The following is a 13,443-nucleotide window of genomic DNA, read 5'->3' as shown; positions in this document are numbered from 1 at the left end:
CCGCAATCCGCAATCCGCAATCCGCAATCCGCAATCCGCAATCCGCAATCCGCAATCCGCAACCCGCAACCCGCAACCCGCAACCCGCAACCCGCAACCCGACGCCATGACTTTCAAGACGCAGGCGCTTGAGCCTGGTCAGCATCGCAAGTCCCGTTCTGATCTTCATGCATCGAGCGTCATACCGGCAATACACAATGCGCTTTCCTTCTTTTCCGCCATTGTCACCTTCTCGCGATCTCCGCCACCGAGCTACGTCCGCCGCTTCCGGTCAGCAATGATGGCCGGCCTATCAAAGCCGGCCCCCAAATGAAAAAGGATCCCCAAAGGAGATCCTTTAAAAACACCATTAACACCATTGGTGCTGCGCTGAAATAAAAGAACCAGGTGCGACACCCGCGTCCGAAACTGCCTGCTGATGAGGCGCTACGGATACTGCCCGATCAGTACGAAAATCCCATTCTGTCCTCATAGGCGGCGACCTCCTTGATGTGGCGCTTCATTTCCTTGAGCCAGCGCTTGAACGCCTTCACATCGGAAAACACTTCCAGGTCACCGCTGACCCCATCGATGTAATCCTGCATGCGTACGATCTCCAGGTGCAGGCAGCGGCGCGCCGCCTCGGGCGTGAGGCGTTGCGGCGAATGAATCGAGTAGATCGACCGGAACCGGTCTTCGGTCATCAAGAGCTCGTGTTCAAGCTCAGTCGCCTGTTCCTTCAGCAGCTTGTTGTAGTGCTTCAGGCGCGCATCGCCAAGCTCATTGAGCGCGTCCTGGTCGATCTGCTGCAACTGGATCTGCAGCTCCAGCAGATGCAGCAGGTCCTGCTTTTCGTAGGCGGCGTTGAGAGACTGCATCATCTCGGTCTTGCGGGCACGCATCAGCTCGTCAGGTTCGCGGTCGGGGTGCAGGGCGCTGGCGAGCTTGCGGTAGATATCGCGTAGCGATTGCGTCAATTCGGCCTGGGCCGCTTCGCGTCGCCGTGCCGCTGCGTCGGCCTTGGCCGGCCCCGAGCGTGCAGCGCGGCGCTCGGCACGGGCTTGCTTCTTGGCCATTTCCCGGGCCTGGTGCTCGGCCATCTTGGCCCGCGCCCGTGCCATGACCTCGTCGGGCGAACTCATGTCGATATCGTCGCCCAGGGACTCGCCAAACATGGCCTCCATACGCGCCTTGAGTTCTTCCACCTCGAGGGTCATGTCCTGGTCGAAGTCGGATCCTGAATGGCGGTTGTAGAGCGCCTTGAGCCGCGCCTCATCGGCCATCTGGTCGCCATGCTGCTCGAGCAGGTTGAGGATCAGCGCCGATATCGCTTGCCGATCGGAAGATGCCAGCTTGGCGTCGTCGAACTGTGCGTCGAGCCTGTCGACCAACTCGAGCGAAAGCGCAATAAAGCGCGAGCGCAGCGGCAGCAATTGCTGCACATAGACCGGCTGGCACTCGGCACTCACCTGCTCCCAGCCGGCCAGCAACTTGCGTCGCTGCTCGATCTGCCTGAGCAAGGTATTGAAGGCTTTCTGGTCTTTCGACAGGCTGGAGCCGGCGCCGCTGGGCGCAGTGAGTGAAACAGCGTTGGACTTGGAAGCGACCATGGGAAATAAGAAGAAGGCATGTCAGCCTGCAGTGTACCAAGCCGCAAGCTGTCATCCAAAAAGCCAGGCGCCAGCGCCTAGCCGGACCTCGGTTCGCTGACCGCCACGAACGACACGCTCGCATTGAGCCCGCAGCAGAATTGACTGCCACCCTCATGGCGATTATGCAGCCGGATCGCCGCGCCCATCGAATCGACGATTTCGCCGCAAATGGTCAAGCCCAGCCCGCCCGAGGACGAACCGCTGGACGAGAACGCCTTGAACACCGTCTCCATTGCGTCATCGGCAATGCCGCCGCCGCTGTCCCATACCAGCAACTCGGCGCGCCCCTCGAATTGGCGGATACGGATGCCAAGCCGGCCCTGCTCGGGCGTGTGACGAATGGCATTGTGCAACAGGTTGGAAATGAGCTCGCCCACCATCCAGGGATGTCCCATGACGAAGACCTTGTCGCCATCGAGTTCGAAATCGAGGCTTTTCTCCGCGATCAGCGGCGACAGGTCGACCGCCGTCTCGCGCGCCAGCATGGCCAGGTCGCACACCTCCTGGACCCCGCGGCCGCGCAATTGCTCGACCTTGGCCAGCGACAGCAACTGGTTGGCCAGCGTGGTGGCGCGTTCTACCGTGCCCGACATCTCGCCCAGGATCACGTGGGGTGGCGCATCGCCGCGCAGGCCCGATTGAAGTTGTGTCTTCAGCACCGCCAGGGGCGTGCGCAACTGATGCGAGGCATTTGCCACGAAGCGCTGCTGGTGGTCCAGCAGGCGGCGCAGCCGCGCCATCAACTCGTTGAGGGCCTTGATGAAGGGCTGCAGCTCGCGCGGCGCCAGCGGCGGATCCACCGGCGACAGGTCGTCGGCAGACCGCCCGTCAAGCTGGCGTCGCAGCGCATCGACCGGTTGCAGCGCACGTGATACCACATACAGCGTCACCGACACGATCACCACCAGCAAGGCAGCCTGGCGCAACAGGGTTTCCCAGAAGATCTTGCGCGCCAGTGCACTGCGGTTCTCCATGGTCTCGGCCACCTGTACCAGCGCCGCACCGTGCGGGCCATTGGTGACCACCGGCTGGAACAGGGCTGCCACCCTCACCGGCACGCCGTTATAGGTATCTTCGTAGATGTGCGCCAGCGAGGGGTAGATGGCGGCGTTGTCGCGCCGGCCGCGGTAGGCCGGCAGGTCCTCGTCGCCGTCGAAGAACTTGCCGTCGAGATCATTGATGCGATAGATCATGCGGCTCGAATAATCGGCCTCGTAGATCTCCAGCGCGGCATACGGCAGCGACGCCTTGAGTTCGCCATTCTCGATGCGCAGCAAGTCGCCGATCGAGTGGACCGACGCGACCAGCATACGGTCATAGGCGGTATTGACCGACTCCAGCGTATTGCGATAAAGCGAGAACGAATCGATCACGATGAACAGCGCAATCGGCGAAATGATCCACGCCAGCAGGTAGCTGCGCACCGAAGAGCGACGTCGCGACAGCAGGCGCATGGTTCAGTCCTGGCCCGGCCGGGCACGCAGCAGGTAGCCCAGCCCACGCAGCGTCATGATCTCGGTCCCGGTCGGCGCCAGCTTCTTGCGCAAGCGATGGACCACTACCTCGATGGCTTCGATCTGGGTGTTGTCTTCCATCGGAAACACCAGCCGGAACAGCCGCTCCTTGGTCACCGCATGGCCCGGCTTGGCAATCAGCGTCTTGAGCAGGGTATGCTCGCGCGGCGTCAATTCGAGCGCCTCGTCGTCGCAGTAGAACGCCCCCGAGCTGCGATCCAGTCGCAGGCGGGCGCACCGCAGTCCGCTGTCCTCGGCATTGCTGCGGCGGCGCAGCAGCGCCCGGATACGGGCATCGAGCTCGTCCAGGTCGAACGGCTTGGCCAGGTAGTCGTCGGCGCCGGCGTTGAGCCCCACCACCCGGTCGCCCACCGCCCCGCGCGCGGTCAGCACGATGACCGGCGTATGGATGTCCTGCGAGCGGATCCGTTGCAACAGGTGCAGGCCATCCAGTCCCGGAATGTTCAGGTCCAGCACCACCAGGTCGCCGATGCCATCCTTGATATGCGAGAGCGCACTGATGCCGTCGGCGCAATGGGTGACCTGGAAGTCGCGTCGCTCCAGCGCGCGCAATAAGGCGCGCGACATGTCGATATCGTCTTCCACCAGCAGGATATGCATCGTTGCGGCCTCAATAAGGGAACAGCCGCCTTTATACCGCCAATCGCGTCATGGTGCGAGCCCTGCCATCGGCCGCGACGCGCCATGCTTGAAAGCAGAATGAAAGCTGGTGAAAGCCGGCTGCAAGAAAACCCGGCATTTTGCGGCTGTGCATGGTGGCGAAGAACGCACGGCTCACCTACACTGCCGCTCACGTCCCGCCTGGCATCTCGCGCCGTGGTCCGGACAACGATTACAAACCTCTAGGAGACAGCATGACCCAGCGTCTGATCAAGACCCTGCTCGCCCTGGCACTGACCGCCCCGGCGATCGCCTTCGCGCAGGACACTTGCACCAACCGTGGCGATCTCGACCAGCAGTACTGCGACGCCAACAAGGACCTGACGGCCGATACCCCGACCGATCCGAAGAAGCTCAAGACCCCCAACACCCTGGTGTTCACCTTCACCCCGGTCGAGGACCCAGCGGTCTACGACAAGATCTTCAAGCCCTTCACCGACTACCTGTCGCAATGTACCGCCAAGAAGGTCGTGTTCTTCCAGGTCCAGTCCAACGCCGCCGAGATCGAAGCGATGCGTTCCGGCCGCCTGCATGTGGGCGGCTTCTCGCCGGGACCGACCAACTTCGCCGTCAACATCGCCGGTGCCGTGCCGTTTGCCGTCATCGGTGACGAAAAGGGTTACCAGGGCTACACGGTGAATGTGATCGTGCGCAAGGACAGCCCGATCCAGAAGATGAGCGACCTCAAGGGCAAGAAGGTGGCGCACACCGCCCCGTCGTCCAATTCCGGCCACATGGCGCCGATGGCGCTGTTCCCCAAGCTGGGCGTGGTCCCTGAAAAAGACTACAAGCCGATCTTCTCGGGCAAGCATGACCAGTCGATCCTGGGTGTGAATTCGGGCGACTACGACGCCGCCGCGGTGGCATCCGACGTGTTCGATCGCATGATCGAGCGCGGTGTGATCAAGGCCGACAACTTCCGCGTCATCTGGCGCAGCGAGAAATTCCCGACCCAGGACTTTGCCTATGCGCATGACCTGGAGCCGGTGTTCCGCGACAAGATGCTCAAGTGCTTCTACGACTATCGTTTCACCGATGAGCTCAAGAAGGCATTTGCGGGCGCTGATCGGTTCTACCCGATCAACTACAAGAAGGACTTCGAGATGGTGCGCTTCGTGGCCCATACCGCCGGCGAGTCCTTCAACCGCGCTGCCTACGACAAGCAGAACTCGGGCAAGAAGTAATTCACAGCCCCCGCCCCGGCGGCTGCCGGGCGCGGGGCCTGCAGGTCATGCTGCAGGCAATACCCGTAACAGAAAACGACCTACGACCAGGGCGCAATCCCGGGTCGCGGCCGGCTGCATCCCGCCGCCGGACCGCAATCATCGATAGAAAGCTCCGCCCATGTCACACGCCATCGAAATCCAGGGCCTGGTCAAGGAATACAAGCCCGGCCATCCCATCCTCAAAGGCATCGACCTGAAGATCGGCGACGCCGGCCTGGTCGCCATCATCGGCCCCTCGGGCACGGGCAAGTCGACCCTGATCCGCTGCATCAACCGCCTGGTCGACCCCAGCCGTGGCGCCATCTGGTTCGAAAGCGAAGGCCGTCGCGTCAACCTGGCCGAACTGCGCGGCCGAGCCCTGCGCGAAAGCCGTCGCCACATCGGCATGGTGTTCCAGGAGTACAACCTGGTCGAGCGCCTGAGCGTGATGGAAAACCTGCTGTGCGGCCGCCTGGGCTATGTCGGCGCCTGGACCGCATGGCGTCGTAACTTCGCCAAGGAAGACATCGCGCATGCCTTCGAATTGCTCGATACCGTCGGCCTGGGCAATTTTGCCAACCAGCGCGCCGACGCCCTGTCGGGCGGACAGCGCCAGCGCGTCGGTATCGCGCGCGCCCTGATGCAGCGCCCGCGCCTGCTGCTGGCCGACGAGCCGACCTCTTCGCTGGATCCCAAGACCTCGTTCGAGATCATCTCGCTGCTCAAGGAGCAGGGTCGGGCCCAGAAGATCCCGGTGATCGTCAACATCCACGACGTCGAACTGGCCAAGCGCTACGCCGATCGCATCATCGGCATGTCCGGCGGACACGTGGTCTACGACGGCAACGCAGAGAACCTGAGCGACGACTTCCTCAAGCAGATCTACGGCGGCGAGGACTGGCTGGCATGAACCCGACCACCACCTCTTCCCCCGCGCGGGTAAGCCTGGCGTTTCGCCCGCAGCTTGCCACCCGCATCGTGGTCTGGCTGATCCTGGCCTACGCCGTCTATGCCGCCACCCAGCTCGGTTTCTCGTGGGACCGCTTTTCGTCGGGCCTGGGCAATGGCGCCAAGTTCCTGGCGCGCATGTTCCCGCCTGATGTCAGCAAGGGCGACATCCTCTGGGGCGGCATCAAGGAAACCCTGCAGATCGCCGTGCTGGCGTCGCTGTTCGGCATCCTGTTCTCGCTGCCGATCGGCCTCATGGGCGCGCGCAACCTGATGCCGGCCTGGATCTCGTGGCCGGCGCGCGCGTTCGTGTCGGTATGCCGCTCGCTGCACCCGGTGATCGTCGCCATCCTGTTCGTCAAGGCGGTCGGGTTCGGCGCGCTGGCCGGCGTGCTGGCGCTGATCGTGGCGTCGATCGGCTTCATCGGCAAGCTGTTCGCCGAAGCCATCGAAGAGATCTCGATCAAGCAGGTCGAGGCCATCCGCGCCACCGGCGCCTCGTTCATGAACGTGATCCTGTTCGGCGTGCTGCCACAGGTGCTGTCGCGCTTCGTCGGCTTCTCGACCTACCAGCTCGACTCCAACCTGCGCAACTCGACCATGGTCGGCATCGTCGGTGCCGGTGGCGTGGGCGGCGTGCTGTTCTCGGCGTTCCAGCGCTTCGACTACGACTTCGTGCTGACCATCCTGCTCACCATCATCACTATCATCGTCGTCGGCGAACTGCTGGCGAACTCGGTCAAGAAGGTCTTCAATGTCTGATACCACCTTGCGCACCCCTGCGGTCGCCCTCAGTCCGGCCGAACGCGAATGGCAGCGCCACACGCTGGGCCAGCGCCTGCTGCGCTTTGCCGTGTGGCTGGTCATCGCCGTGGCCGTCGTGCAATCGATGCGCTACATCGAGATCATCCCGGAATTCCTCTACGACGCACCGGAACAGATGAGCGACATGCTGGCCCGCATGTGGCCGGTCGACTGGGCTTACTTTGCCAGCGACGTCCAGGCCGGCCTGATCGAGACGCTGCATATCGCTACCCTGGGCACCCTGCTGGCGATCGTGCTGGCCATTCCATTCGGCCTGCTGGTAGCGCCCAACCTGACCCGTCACCGCGGCTTGAACGTGTTTGCGCGGGTGGTGCTGGTGGCTAGCCGTTCGGTCAATTCGCTGGTCTGGGCGCTGCTGTTCCTGGCCATCTTCGGACCCGGTCCGCTGGCCGGCACGCTGGCCATCGCCTTCCGCTCGATCGGTTTCGTGGGCAAGATGGCCGGTGAAACCATCGAACAGATGCCGCGCGGCCCGATCGAAGCCCTGCAGGCGTCCGGCGCCAGCAAGTTCTCGGAGATCTGGTATGGTTACTGGCCACAGTTGAAGCCCGCCTTCATGTCCATCGTGCTGCTGCGCTGGGATATCAACGTGCGCGAGTCGGCTGTGCTTGGCATCGTCGGCGCCGGTGGCGTGGGCATGGTGCTCGACACCGCCCTGAACCTGTTCCAGTGGCCACGCGTGGCGACGGTGCTGGTGTCTATCTTCGCCATCGTGATCGTCACCGAGGTCGCCGTGACCCAGATCCGCAAGCGCGTGCTCTAAGCTTGAACGTAACAACGCCCATCACTCACAATTCCGGTCATGCAACAAGAAATCAAACAATCCAGCCATCATGACTGCGACCTGCTGGTGGTGGGCGGTGGCATCAACGGCGCCGGCATCGCGCGCGACGCCGCCGGTCGCGGCCTGTCGGTGGTGCTGTGCGAACAGCACGACCTGGCCGCGCATACCTCGTCGTCGTCGAGCAAGCTCATCCATGGTGGCTTGCGCTATCTCGAGCATTACGAATTCGGCCTGGTGCGCAAGGCGCTGATCGAACGCGAGGTGCTGCTGCGCAGCGCGCCCCACATCATGTGGCCGATGCGCTTCGTCATGCCGCACGATGAAGGCCAGCGGCCGGCCTGGCTGATCCGCCTGGGCATGTTCCTGTACGACCACCTGGCACGACGCGAATTGCTGCCGGGCTCGCGCACGCTCGACCTGCGGCGCCATGCATCGGGCGCGCCGCTCAAGCCGCAGTTCAAGCGCGGCTTCGTCTATTCCGACGGCTGGGTCGACGATGCCCGCCTGGTCGTGCTCAATGCCCTGGGGGCGGCCGACCAGGGCGCGCGCGTGCTCACCCGAACGCGCTGCACTTCGCTCAAGCGCGAAGATGGCGCCTGGCTGGCCGGACTGCAGCATGCCGACGGCAGCATCAGCACCGTACGCGCGCGGGGCGCGGTCAATGCGGCCGGCCCCTGGGTGGCGCGCTTCCTGGACGGCGCCGCGCAAGTGCGCTCGACCAAGTCGGTGCGCCTGATCAAGGGCAGCCATATCGTCGTGCGGCGCCTGTTCGAGCATGACCACGCCTATATCTTCCAGAATCCGGACGGTCGTATCGTCTTTGCGATTCCCTACGAGCGCGATTTCACGCTCATCGGTACCACCGACGTCGAATACCAGGGGCCGACCGACAACGTCGCCATCTCGGACGAAGAGATCGACTACCTGTGCACGCTCTCGAACCGCTACTTCAGCCGCCCCATCACCCCGGACGACGTGGTGTGGACCTATTCCGGCGTGCGCCCGCTGCTGGAAGACGCCGCCGCCGATGCCTCGGCCGTGACGCGCGACTACCAGCTCGACCTCAACACCGATGGTGCCCCGCTGCTGTCGGTGTTCGGTGGCAAGATCACCACCTTCCGCAAGCTGGCCGAAGAGGCGGTCGACCTGATCGCGCCGGCCCTGGGCAACCAGCGCGGTCCATGGACCGCCGATGCCTGTCTGCCGGGCGGCGACCTGTTCGGTCCCAAGCCCGAGAACCGTTCGGTGCGCCAATTCGATGTGTTCGTACAGCAATTGCAGGCGCGCTACAGCTGGCTGTCGCCGGCGCTGCTGCATCGCTATGCGCGCGCCTACGGCAGCCGTGTCCACCAGTTGCTGGAGGGCTGTACCTGTGTGCAGGACATGGGGGAGCAGATTCTCGAGGGGCTGTTTGCCGTCGAGGTGAAGTACCTGCAGCGGCACGAATGGGCTACGTGCGCTGCAGATATCCTGTGGCGCCGCTCCAAGCTGGGCCTGCATCTGCCTGCCGGCAGCGCGGCCGTGCTGGATAGCTGGCTGGCTGCGCAGGGTTAAGGTGAGCAGGCCCGGGCGGCCGGTCGATCAGGCCGCCAGCAGGTAGGCGCCCACGGCAGCGATGCCGACGCCGCCGATGCGTACCACCCGGTCGGCCATCCGGCGGCCGGCCACCACGCCCACGATCAGCCCGGCCGCATGCAGGATCGCCGTGGCCAGCACGAAGCCGGCACCATACAGGGCCGCCATCGAACCGTGCGGCAGCTCGGTGCCGTGCGCATAGCCGTGGAACAACGCGAACAGCGACACCACCAGGGTGCTGCCCCAAAGCGGCAGACGCACCGCAAACGCGATCAACAGGCCCAGCACCGCCACCGAGGCCGCAATGCCGGTCTCCACGCCGGGCAGCGACAGGCCCGCGATGGCCAGCAAGGCCCCCACCACCATCATCACCGGAAACGCCAGCGGCAGCACCCACAAGGCGCGCTGCCGGTGTTGCGCTGCCCACAGGCCCACGGCCAGCATCGCCAGCAGATGGTCGATGCCCGAGAACGGGTGGTCGAAGCCGGCGGCCAGGCTGGCCGTGGCGCTCATGATCGAATCCGGATGGCCAGGATGCGCCAGTGCGCTGCCGGCAGCCAGCGCGGTCAAGGCCAGCACGCCCAGGCGTGCGCTGTTGGTGGTCAAGGTCTTGGTGGTAAGGGTGGACATGTTTTCTCCTGGTCAATCTATCGTGAAATCGTTCTTCGATGGGCTCAAGCGGCGGGTTTCTGGTCGAGCAGGCCCTGCTTGCGGATGTACTCGATCACCGTCTCCACACCGTCGCCGCTGCGCAGGTTGGTGAACACGAAGGGCCGCTCGCCGCGCATGCGCTTGGCATCGGCCGCCATGATATCGAGATTGGCGCCCACGTAGGGAGCCAGATCGGTCTTGTTGATGATCAGCAAGTCGGAACGGGTGATGCCGGGGCCACCCTTGCGCGGGATCTTCTCGCCGCCGGCCACGTCGATCACATAGATGGTCAGGTCCGACAGTTCCGGGCTGAAGGTGGCGGCCAGGTTGTCGCCGCCGGATTCCACCAGGATCAGGTCGAGGTCCGGGAAGTCAGCGCTCATGCGGGCGATCGCCTCGAGATTGATCGAGGCGTCCTCGCGGATGGCCGTGTGCGGGCAGCCGCCGGTTTCCACCCCCATCAGGCGCTCCGCCGGCAACGCGTCGGCGCGCAGCAGGATCTCCATGTCTTCCTTGGTGTAGATGTCGTTGGTGATGACGGCCATGTCGTAGTGGTCGCGCATGCGCTTGCACAGCATTTCGCACAGCGCGGTCTTGCCGGAACCGACCGGGCCGCCGATGCCCACGCGCAGCGGATTGGAGATGGAATTGCTCATGTGTGGTTCTTTCTCTAGGTTGGTCATCACGAACGGTAGATCCGGCTGTACTGCACTTCATGCTGCATCGACAGCAGCGACAGCCCGGGTGACCAGTTCGATAATTCGTCGTCTTGCAGCGTGTGCGCCGTGGCCGCCGCCTGTTCCAGTTCGGGCCGCAGGGACAGCAAGATGCGCTGCCCCGCCACCTGGCCCAGCGGCACGGTCTTGACGCACGCCAGCACCTGGTTCTCGGCCCACGAAAACAGCATGCCCAGCAGCGCCGCTTCGCAGGGCACCGCCAGCGCCACGGCGGCAAACGCCAGCGCAGTCGGCAGCGGCACGTCGGGCTGCGCCTGCAGCAGCGCCACCAGCTCCTGGTCGCCCAGCTTGAGATCGGTCGCCAGCTTGCTCAGCGAATAGCCCATCTGTATCGTCTCGGCGCGAAATTCGGAGGTGTCGCGCGCCGCCACGAAGCGTTCGGTCCACAGCGTCACGACGCCGGCGTCGCGCGACGCGAAGCCGCGCACCAGGCGGGCGAAGATGGGTGCCTCGAAACGCGCCATCACTTCGTGCAACGCCTGCACGATCCAGTTCCTGGCGCTGGCCTCGTCGCGCACCCGGCCGCATTCGATGGCGGCCTCCAGCCCTTGCGAATAGCTGTAGCCGCCGATCGGCAGCGACGGGCTGGCCAGTTGCAGCAGGTGCAGCAATGCGGTGGCCTGCATGGACTCGACCATCGGCTCAGGTTTCCTGCCGGTCGCCGGGGCGGTGGATCTTCTGGCGCAGCGGAATCGGCGCCAGCGGATGGTGCGCATGGTCGTCGCCATGATGGTGATGACCGCCGCCATAGGCACCCGACTCGGGCTCGAAGGCGGCCTGTTCCTCGCGCACCTGCGCGCCCAGGCCTTCCAGCATTTCCTTGAGGACCGGATCGCGCCGGATACGCAGGAAACCTGCCCCGCCATCCTGGCCGACATGGGCCTGCGTATGGCGATTGCCGAGGTGGAAGGCACAGCGCAGCAACAGGTGCGCACTGGCCGCATCGACCCGGTAGGTGGCTTCGGCCGCGGCCGTGATCTTGACCACCCGGCCATCGTCGCCGCGCAGCAGGTCGCCATCGCGCAGCACCGTGCCGCGCAGCGTGAACACCGCCACGTCCTCGCCCGAGGTCATGGTGGCGCGCAGGCGGCTCTTCTCGCGCTGGTCGTAGGGCAGCACCAGTTCGCCGTCGATCCGGTCGGCTTGTTCGATCTTGGTATTGAGTGTGAGCATGGGTTGTGATGAATCAGTCAGAACAGGAAGTAACGTTGCGCCAACGGCAGCGAGACTGCCGGCTCGCAGACCAGCAGTTCGCCATCGGCGCGCACTTCATAGGTCTCGGAGTCGACCTCCATCGTTGGCGTGGCGCCATTGTGGATCATGTCGCGCTTGCGCAGGTGGCGCATGTTCCTGACCGCCACCACGGGTTTGTCGAGCTTGAGCTGTTCGCCGATGCCGGCGTTGAAGGCGGCCTGCGAAACGAAGGTCAGCGAAGTCTTCAGGCCGCCGCCGAAGGCGCCGAACATCATCCGGTAATGCACCGGCTGCGGGGTCGGGATGGAGGCATTGGGGTCGCCCATCTGGGCCGCGGCGATCATGCCGCTCTTGAGGATCATCGAGGGCTTGGCGCCGAAGAAGGCCGGCTTCCACAGCACGATGTCGGCGATCTTGCCGATCTCCAGCGAACCCACCACGTGCGAGATGCCATGCGTGATGGCCGGGTTGATGGTGTACTTGGCGATGTAGCGCTTGATGCGGAAATTGTCGTGCCGCGACGGGTCCTCTGCCAGCGAGCCGCGCTGCACCTTCATCTTGTGGGCGGTCTGCCAGGTGCGCATGATGACTTCGCCCACCCGCCCCATGGCCTGCGAATCCGACGACATCATCGAGATGGCGCCGATGTCGTGCAGGATATCCTCGGCGGCGATGGTCTCGCGCCGGATGCGCGACTCGGCAAAGGCGATGTCCTCGGCGATGGCCGGGTCGAGGTGATGGCACACCATCAGCATGTCGAGGTGCTCGTCGAGGGTATTGACCGTAAACGGACGGGTCGGGTTGGTCGACGACGGCAGCACGTTGCCCTGGCCGACGGCGGCGATGATGTCGGGCGCATGACCGCCACCGGCACCTTCTGTGTGGAAGGTGTGGATGGTGCGATCGCGGAAGGCGGCCAGCGTGTGCTCGAGGAAGCCCCCCTCGTTGAGCGTGTCGGTATGGATCGCCACCTGGATATCCATGCGGTCGGCCACGGTCAGGCAATTGTCGATGGCAGCCGGGGTCGAACCCCAGTCCTCGTGCAGCTTGAGGCCGATGGCGCCGGCGTTGATCTGTTCTTCCAGCGGCAGCGGCAGGCTGACGTTGCCCTTGCCCAAAAAGCCCAGGTTCATCGGAAAGGCGTCGGCCGCGGCCAGCATCGAATGGATGTGCCACGGCCCGGGCGTGCAGGTGGTCGCGGCGGTGCCCACTGCCGGGCCGGTGCCGCCGCCCAGCATGGTGGTCACGCCGCTCATGAGCGCCTCCTCGATCTGCTGCGGGCAGATGAAGTGGATGTGGCTGTCGATGCCGCCGGCGGTGACGATCATGCCTTCGCCGGCGATGATCTCGGTGGCGCCGCCGATGGCCATGGTCACGCCGGGCTGGATGTCGGGGTTGCCGGCCTTGCCGATGCCAGCGATCTTGCCGCCCTTGATACCGATGTCGGCCTTGACGATGCCCCAGTGGTCGACGATGAGGGCGTTGGTGATGACGGTGTCCATGACGTCGGCGTGGGCGCGCTGCGACTGGCCCATGCCGTCGCGGATCACCTTGCCGCCGCCGAATTTCACTTCCTCGCCATAGATGGTGAAGTCCTTCTCCACCTCCAGGAACAGCTCGGTATCGGCCAGGCGTACGCGGTCGCCCACGGTGGGGCCGAACATCTCGGCATAGGCCGAACGGGAAATCCTGCTCATC

14 protein-coding genes are annotated in these 13,443 nt (G+C 64.5%); 6 read left to right on the top strand and 8 right to left on the bottom strand.

Going from position 1 to position 13,443, the window contains the following annotated elements; genetic code table 11:
* Positions 1-313, top strand: a 313-nt coding sequence (locus tag PMI40_RS24485) for a hypothetical protein (RefSeq protein WP_369770854.1), incomplete at its 5' end; no start/stop codon positions are given.
* Between the two features lie 130 nt (positions 314-443).
* On the opposite strand, the gene PMI40_RS22035 is transcribed toward PMI40_RS24485, so the two are convergent.
* The 3 genes from PMI40_RS22035 to PMI40_RS22025 form a co-directional block, all read right to left on the bottom strand.
* Complete coding sequence (locus PMI40_RS22035) at positions 444-1,589, bottom strand: J domain-containing protein (protein ID WP_008120072.1); 1,146 nt, start codon at positions 1,587-1,589, stop codon at positions 444-446.
* 77 nt (positions 1,590-1,666) lie between these two features.
* Entirely contained in the window at positions 1,667-3,085 is a 1,419-nt protein-coding gene (locus PMI40_RS22030) for a sensor histidine kinase (RefSeq protein ID WP_008120070.1), read from the bottom strand.
* Between the two features lie 3 nt (positions 3,086-3,088).
* Positions 3,089-3,766 (bottom strand): response regulator transcription factor, encoded by a 678-nt coding sequence (locus PMI40_RS22025; RefSeq protein WP_008120068.1) that lies wholly within the window; start codon positions 3,764-3,766, stop codon positions 3,089-3,091.
* Between the two features lie 254 nt (positions 3,767-4,020).
* Here PMI40_RS22025 and phnD point away from each other — a divergent pair, with 254 nt between their 5' ends.
* The 5 genes from phnD (at position 4,021) to glpD (ending at position 9,142) form a co-directional block, all read left to right on the top strand.
* Positions 4,021-5,010 (top strand): phosphate/phosphite/phosphonate ABC transporter substrate-binding protein, encoded by a 990-nt coding sequence (gene phnD, locus PMI40_RS22020; RefSeq protein WP_008120066.1) that lies wholly within the window; start codon positions 4,021-4,023, stop codon positions 5,008-5,010.
* Between the two features lie 160 nt (positions 5,011-5,170).
* Positions 5,171-5,941, top strand: a complete 771-nt coding sequence (phnC, locus tag PMI40_RS22015) for a phosphonate ABC transporter ATP-binding protein (RefSeq protein WP_008120064.1) — start codon at positions 5,171-5,173, stop codon at positions 5,939-5,941.
* Positions 5,938-6,741 (top strand): phosphonate ABC transporter, permease protein PhnE, encoded by an 804-nt coding sequence (gene phnE / locus PMI40_RS22010; protein ID WP_008120062.1) that lies wholly within the window; start codon positions 5,938-5,940, stop codon positions 6,739-6,741. The genes phnC and phnE (PMI40_RS22010) overlap by 4 nt, the downstream gene beginning before the upstream one ends.
* Positions 6,734-7,567 (top strand): phosphonate ABC transporter, permease protein PhnE, encoded by an 834-nt coding sequence (gene phnE, locus PMI40_RS22005; RefSeq protein ID WP_008120058.1) that lies wholly within the window; start codon positions 6,734-6,736, stop codon positions 7,565-7,567. The genes phnE (PMI40_RS22010) and phnE (PMI40_RS22005) overlap by 8 nt, the downstream gene beginning before the upstream one ends.
* 39 nt (positions 7,568-7,606) lie before the next feature.
* A complete protein-coding gene (gene glpD / locus PMI40_RS22000) occupies positions 7,607-9,142 on the top strand; it encodes a glycerol-3-phosphate dehydrogenase (protein WP_008120056.1) in 1,536 nt (511 codons plus the stop codon).
* A gap of 27 nt (positions 9,143-9,169) precedes the next feature.
* Here glpD and PMI40_RS21995 read toward each other — a convergent pair whose 3' ends face one another.
* From PMI40_RS21995 to ureC, 5 genes are read right to left on the bottom strand one after another with little or no spacing between them, the layout of a single operon-like run.
* The gene (locus tag PMI40_RS21995) at positions 9,170-9,793 is read right to left on the bottom strand and encodes a HupE/UreJ family protein (RefSeq protein WP_008120054.1); all 624 of its coding nucleotides are present in this window, start codon (positions 9,791-9,793) and stop codon (positions 9,170-9,172) included.
* A 44-nt stretch (positions 9,794-9,837) separates the two neighbouring features.
* Complete coding sequence (ureG, locus tag PMI40_RS21990; RefSeq protein WP_040502682.1) at positions 9,838-10,470, bottom strand: urease accessory protein UreG; 633 nt, start codon at positions 10,468-10,470, stop codon at positions 9,838-9,840.
* Positions 10,471-10,496: 26 nt separating this feature from the next.
* On the bottom strand, positions 10,497-11,177 hold the full coding sequence (locus PMI40_RS21985; protein WP_040502687.1) for an urease accessory protein UreF: 681 nt from the start codon (positions 11,175-11,177) through the stop codon (positions 10,497-10,499).
* A 16-nt stretch (positions 11,178-11,193) separates the two neighbouring features.
* Positions 11,194-11,724, bottom strand: a complete 531-nt coding sequence (gene ureE / locus PMI40_RS21980) for an urease accessory protein UreE (RefSeq protein WP_008120049.1) — start codon at positions 11,722-11,724, stop codon at positions 11,194-11,196.
* 17 nt (positions 11,725-11,741) lie between these two features.
* Positions 11,742-13,442: an urease subunit alpha gene (gene ureC / locus PMI40_RS21975; protein ID WP_008120047.1), complete on the bottom strand. Its 1,701-nt coding sequence runs from the start codon at positions 13,440-13,442 to the stop codon at positions 11,742-11,744.
* Position 13,443 lies beyond the last annotated feature (1 nt).

It is taken from the genome of Herbaspirillum sp. YR522, from assembly GCF_000282575.1.
Classification (GTDB): domain Bacteria; phylum Pseudomonadota; class Gammaproteobacteria; order Burkholderiales; family Burkholderiaceae_D; genus Herbaspirillum.
The sequence above is the reverse complement of the archived record's forward strand: the minus strand, read 5'-3'. Positions and strand labels throughout refer to the sequence as shown.

Excerpts from the sequence above, each read along its gene's own strand:
- ureE (WP_008120049.1), bottom strand. The coding sequence starts at position 11,724 with ATGCTCACACTCAATACCAAGATCGAACAAGCCGACCGGATCGACGGC.
- phnD (WP_008120066.1), top strand. The coding sequence starts at position 4,021 with ATGACCCAGCGTCTGATCAAGACCCTGCTCGCCCTGGCACTGACCGCC.
- ureC (WP_008120047.1), bottom strand. The coding sequence starts at position 13,442 with ATGAGCAGGATTTCCCGTTCGGCCTATGCCGAGATGTTCGGCCCCACC.
- PMI40_RS21985 (WP_040502687.1), bottom strand. The coding sequence starts at position 11,177 with ATGCAGGCCACCGCATTGCTGCACCTGCTGCAACTGGCCAGCCCGTCG.
- PMI40_RS21995 (WP_008120054.1), bottom strand. The coding sequence starts at position 9,793 with ATGTCCACCCTTACCACCAAGACCTTGACCACCAACAGCGCACGCCTG.
- phnE (WP_008120058.1), top strand. The coding sequence starts at position 6,734 with ATGTCTGATACCACCTTGCGCACCCCTGCGGTCGCCCTCAGTCCGGCC.
- phnC (WP_008120064.1), top strand. The coding sequence starts at position 5,171 with ATGTCACACGCCATCGAAATCCAGGGCCTGGTCAAGGAATACAAGCCC.
- PMI40_RS22030 (WP_008120070.1), bottom strand. The coding sequence starts at position 3,085 with ATGCGCCTGCTGTCGCGACGTCGCTCTTCGGTGCGCAGCTACCTGCTG.
- ureG (WP_040502682.1), bottom strand. The coding sequence starts at position 10,470 with ATGAGCAATTCCATCTCCAATCCGCTGCGCGTGGGCATCGGCGGCCCG.
- glpD (WP_008120056.1), top strand. The coding sequence starts at position 7,607 with ATGCAACAAGAAATCAAACAATCCAGCCATCATGACTGCGACCTGCTG.
- PMI40_RS22035 (WP_008120072.1), bottom strand. The coding sequence starts at position 1,589 with ATGGTCGCTTCCAAGTCCAACGCTGTTTCACTCACTGCGCCCAGCGGC.
- PMI40_RS22025 (WP_008120068.1), bottom strand. The coding sequence starts at position 3,766 with ATGCATATCCTGCTGGTGGAAGACGATATCGACATGTCGCGCGCCTTA.
- phnE (WP_008120062.1), top strand. The coding sequence starts at position 5,938 with ATGAACCCGACCACCACCTCTTCCCCCGCGCGGGTAAGCCTGGCGTTT.